This is a genomic window from Fluviicola sp. (genome assembly GCF_030151805.1).
Taxonomy (GTDB): domain Bacteria; phylum Bacteroidota; class Bacteroidia; order Flavobacteriales_D; family Crocinitomicaceae; genus Fluviicola.
In genome coordinates this window covers 1-5,217 of record NZ_JASLCN010000153.1, presented here as the reverse complement: position 1 = coordinate 5,217, position 5,217 = coordinate 1, and the positions used below count along the sequence as shown (strand labels likewise).

Sequence of the window (5,217 nt, the reverse complement as noted above, 5' to 3'; positions counted from 1 at the left end):
TCACCACATCAATTGCGCGGTGCACATCGCTTCCGGCATACACTACTTCCAGAGACGACATCTTTCTCGCATAATCTTCTATCAGCTGCACAGCCAGCGGTTCGTCGTCTATGATGACACATTTGATTAAAGGCTTCATTTCAATCGGATTTCAAGGGTTGCAATAAATACCTCTTCTTTCTGCCGGGTATTCAACAGGTGTTTTTCCGGGTACAGGATTTCCAGCCGGGTTTTCAGATTTTGCAAACCGATTCCTCCCAACTGATCTTTTTTCTGCTGACCGATTCGGTTTTTTACTTCAAAACGGATGAATTTGTCGTCACAGAAAAGGGAGATCTGAATCGGGTTCTCCTCCGAATAAACTCCGTGTTTCAAAGCGTTTTCAATAAAAGGTGATAACATATAAGGCGGAATTTCCATATGCTCGTCTTTGACATTCAACTCCCAAACCACAAACGATTTTTCGTAATGCCTCAATTCTTCCAATTCGATATACGCATTGATATAATTGAGTTCTTCGGATAACCTGATCATGCTTTTTTGTGCCTCATAGGTTGTAAAACGCATAATATTACTCAGTTTTTCAATGGCTGACAAGGCATTCGGAGATTGAAAATGAACCATCGAATAAATATTGTTCAGGGTATTGAAGATAAAATGCGGGTTAATTTGTGATTTCAGGAATTTGATTTCCATGTTTTTCTGCTCCTGCATGATGTAGTTATTGTAATCGAGTGTCCGGACCAAAAAGATAATCAACCACAAAGCCGTGCACAAAATAATTGGTTGAGAACTGTAAAACAGGTTGTCATAAAAGTAATACAGCATGCTCGTTCCCGGATAGTAATTCCGCACATTCAGAAAGTAAAGTGTCAGAACTTCCTCAATGAGGTATCTCAAACTGGAAAAGAACAAAAAACTGATCAAGAACCCCAGGATCGCTTTCTTCCATTTGAACGGTTTGAAAACCCGCGGCAACACGAACAAATAATGGACATAAAACGTAATGATATAAACCAATATCCCTGTAGTATAGAAAAGGTCTATATCAAGGATTTGAAAACCATGATCACCAATTCCGATCAGGCTGTAATACATCCAGATTAGCCAAAAAATCAAATGGATGATCACTTCTTTACTTAAGGAAATGGAACTTTTGTACATCTCGAAAAACATTTTTGTAAAGCTAGATATATCGTTTCAATTGAATAAACGGGTTCGTAGATAAACCAAAGGGGTTTGTAGATAAAATTTTCAGTCGTCGCTTCCTTTCTCAAATTTTGTCTCATAAATCAAATTGAATATGAAGACGCTTATTATTTCCATCGGATTATTGTTAACTGCACAGCTCCACGCCCAGCAAAACACGGTTATCATCCCGACAAAATTTAATGATTCCATTCCGGTGCTCAACATGGGAACATTTCACATGGGGTATTCCACTGATGCGCATACTACCGAGTTTGATGAACACAATCAGGAAAACATCAGGCAGATTCACGAAATTGCACGCAAGATCGCTGAGTTTAAACCGACCGTGATTATTGTAGAAACACCGCCTGCCTATAACCTTGCCTTACAACAGGAGTACCAGGAATACTTGAAAAATCCGGTGATGAAATTTGAGTCTCCTTCTGAAATTGAACTTCTGGCTTATGAGGTTGGCAGACTTTCAGGCTGTAAGCAAATTTATGGTATAGATTATAAAGAAAGTTACAATTACCTGATTGGTGACTCCCTGAAAAAACCTATCGATTCGGTGACAGTTTCCAAATATTGGAACATGTTCGAAGCGTTTGAACAAAAGTATCCTGAAGGCAAAATGAAATTGCTGGATGCATTGATCATGAACAACAAACCCGCTTACATGGATTTTATGATTACTATCAATGCTGATATTCTGACTCATATTTCATCTGCCGGAAAAGCTGAAGGTGCAGATGAAGCTGCGAAATACTATCACCGGAACCTGGTCATGTATTCCAACCTGAATCAACTAAAACTAAGTAAAAACGACCGTATTTTCATTTTGATGGGAGCTTCACACACGGCTTTCTTCAATGATTTCATGCGAAGAAGCCCCCAATATTCATTGGTTGATATTTTCCGTTTTCTAAAATAATCTTTTCGCTTATCCCCTTACATCGCTTGTCATGAAAAACACCTTGTGCCTCTTGCTTTTTGTTTTCTCTGTCTCTTATTTTTACGGTCAGAACTTTCAACTTACCGGAAAAGTATGCAACCGGGAGCATATTCCGGTTGAACTTGCCAGCGTTCTGCTAAAACTCAACGACAGTATTCATGTCAATCATGTAACAACGGACAGTCTCGGTAGTTTTACACTTCAGGTTGAAGCCGGCAAGTATACGCTTCACATCCGGCAGTTCGGCGAAGAACTTTACAAACAAAATCTTTCACTGGAAAAAGACACAGATCTTGGAGTAATCGAAATCAACGAGTCTCAATTACTGGAAGGAGTTGTGGTAGAAGGTCGCAAGAAAATCATCGAACGGAAAGCAGATCGCCTGGTCTTTCATGTGGAAAATGCAGCATCTGCCGGAGGAAATGCCTTAGATGTATTGAAAGCGACCCCGATGGTTCGCGTTCAGGACGAAACCGTTTCGATTATCGGGAAAAGCGAAGTGTTGGTGATGATTGATGATCATTTGCAACGCTTGTCTTCCGATGATCTGGCAAACTTGCTGCAATCTATTCCTGCGGACCAGATCAAGAGTATTGAAGTGATTACAACTCCTCCGGCAAAATACGAAGCGGAAGGAAACAGCGGATTGATCAATATCCGTTTGAAATCGGCAAAAGCGAATTCCTGGAATGCCAATATCGGAGCCACGTACAAACAACGAACGTATGCAGGTGGGAATCTGAACGGCATGCTCAACTACAATCACCACAAGCTTTCCTTTCAGTTTTCGGTCAGCAGTGGGAAGAATCAATACCTGACCACTTCGGAACACCGGATCTTTTATCCGACAGAATCCTGGAAGACCAATACAAAAGACCTTGCAACCGTAAAAGGCTTCAGTATCGGAGCGGGATTGGATTACAAACTCACCCGCAACTGGACTTCCGGAGTAAAATATTCGGGTTCTTTCACCGATGAGTCAAACAAGAATAATCCATTTACGAGCAGAACCGCAGTTTCCACCGGAGCAGTCAATTCCTACGTTTCTTCCGATGTAAATGCTGCGAATAAACCCGTGATGCATTCGCTTAACTGGGGAAATACTTTTAAAGCGGATTCTTCCGGGAGAATGTTGACTATCGAACTGGACTATTTCAACTACCGAAAAAAGGATGCCCGTTTCTTCTCCGGAAATGAATTGGATGAAAACAGAAGCATTCTTCCGGCTACTTTTTTCTCGTCAACGAACTCCAATACCAACCAGATCCAAAATTATTCCTTCAAAACAGATGTTGAAATGCCTTTCAGTTTTGCGGCACTGACTTTCGGAGGGAAACTCTCTCATACTGAAACGATCAACAATCTGAGTGTTTACGATCATGAATCGGGAACAGCCGTTTTGAATCCGAATCAGTCCAATCTATTCCGTTACCGGGAATACAACGAAGCGTTGTACAGTTCTATCAGCAAAAAACTGGGTAAGAAATGGGATTCTCAAATCGGGTTGCGGGTTGAATTCACCCAAACGGAAGGATATTCGAAAAACCTGGATCAGACAAACCGGAATCATTACATCAAGTTGTTCCCAACTGCTTATATCACTTATTCGCCAAACGACAACCGTTCTTTTTCGCTTAATTACAGCAGAAGAATCAGACGTTCGGGTTTTGACTACCTGAATCCGTTCATCGTGCGTTCAAGTCCTTATTATTATTCGGAGGGGAATCCCTTTCTGAAACCAACAATTATCGACAACCTGGAATTTTCCTATGTTCACAGGCAAAATTGGGTTTCATCGGTCTATTATTCGCACATTTCCGATTTTTCACAGGAAATTTCCATTCCGGACGCGAACACCAATATCACCAGAAGTACTCCGTTGAATTATGCCAACATGCATCATGCCGGGTTTTCGACATATTACAATTTCAACAAATGGAGCCGCTGGAACAGTTTTACCGGATTCAACGTCAGCTATCAATTGATGGATTCGAAAATAGATTTCGTTCGATCGGTTCGTGGCTGGAACTCTTACTTCTATTCAAACAACGATTTCACACTGAACAAATCCAAAACACTTTTCGCAAGTGTGAACTACGGCTTACAACTTCCGGGACGTTACCAGATTTTTCAGATCTCCACGATGCACATACTGGATATTTCTGTACAGGCTTTGTTCTTCAAAAAGAAACTTTCTCTCGGATTAACCTGGCAGGATGTCCTAAACGGACAACGACCGGTGATCAGCTATTATTCCAATGGAATAAAAACAACGATTCAGGGCTACGAAGATTCCAGGTCTTTGAGAGTTTCTGTCAGCTACAAATTCGGAAATGACAACCTCAAGTCGAAAGAACGGAGTTTCGGAAACGAAGAGGAACAAAACAGGACAAATTAACCCCGAAAATTTCAAGCCACACAATTTTATAAAATTATGTGGTATCCCCGAATTCAGGAGGTTTCCCAAAGTACATGGAGCGTTTACATCCAAACGTTAGCGCACTTCATATCTTTCTCTAAAGAGTCAACATTCATTCCAGGTGCACGGATTTAATTTGTGCATCTGGAATAAAAACAATTAATCCTGCACAGTTCCGTTTTTCAGAACTTCTTCGATGATGATTTTCTGTACTTCTCCCGATTTCTGAACCAGCACCGAATGTCCGGCATCATCGAATAGAAACAATTGCTTCAATGAAGTATCCAGCACATTGAAATATTCTTTGGCGATCTGATAATTCGTTTGCAGATCCTTTCCCCCGATAAAAAAATATACCGGGCAATTGATCCGAGGAAGTTCTGTGATTAAATTCTGTTCCACCGCTTTATTCCAGGTTGGCAGCCAAACATTTGCCCACGCTTCCAGGTATTCTTTCACAGCAACCGTATCTTTGTCCGGAATCGCTTCTCCGTTGTAGCTAAACATCCATTTCCGGGAATAATACAAATCCAGGTAGCTCTGAAAGGGAATCCGGACAGTATTCAATTCTTTTTCGGCAAGCAGGTTTCCTTTTTCTTTCGCGTCCTGTTTCAGTGTCTCGGTCAGCATACTTTCACTTTTTGCCTGGTTCACC

The 5,217-nt window shown here is 41.1% G+C and carries 3 protein-coding genes and 1 pseudogene; 2 read left to right on the top strand and 2 right to left on the bottom strand.

Annotation, left to right across the window (positions count from 1 at the left end):
- Positions 1–135 precede the first annotated feature (135 nt).
- Positions 136–1,164, bottom strand: coding sequence for a histidine kinase (locus Q1V93_RS05835; protein WP_300662725.1), 1,029 nt, complete (start codon positions 1,162–1,164; stop codon positions 136–138).
- 139 nt (positions 1,165–1,303) lie between these two features.
- Here Q1V93_RS05835 and Q1V93_RS05830 point away from each other — a divergent pair, with 139 nt between their 5' ends.
- Together Q1V93_RS05830 and Q1V93_RS05825 are read left to right on the top strand one after the other, a co-directional pair.
- Positions 1,304–2,122, top strand: coding sequence for a DUF5694 domain-containing protein (locus Q1V93_RS05830; RefSeq protein ID WP_300662723.1), 819 nt, complete (start codon positions 1,304–1,306; stop codon positions 2,120–2,122).
- A gap of 31 nt (positions 2,123–2,153) precedes the next feature.
- Positions 2,154–4,541: an outer membrane beta-barrel family protein gene (locus Q1V93_RS05825; protein WP_300662721.1), complete on the top strand. Its 2,388-nt coding sequence runs from the start codon at positions 2,154–2,156 to the stop codon at positions 4,539–4,541.
- A gap of 180 nt (positions 4,542–4,721) precedes the next feature.
- Here Q1V93_RS05825 and Q1V93_RS05820 read toward each other — a convergent pair.
- Positions 4,722–5,217 (bottom strand): annotated as a pseudogene (locus tag Q1V93_RS05820) (hypothetical protein); the annotation flags it as partial.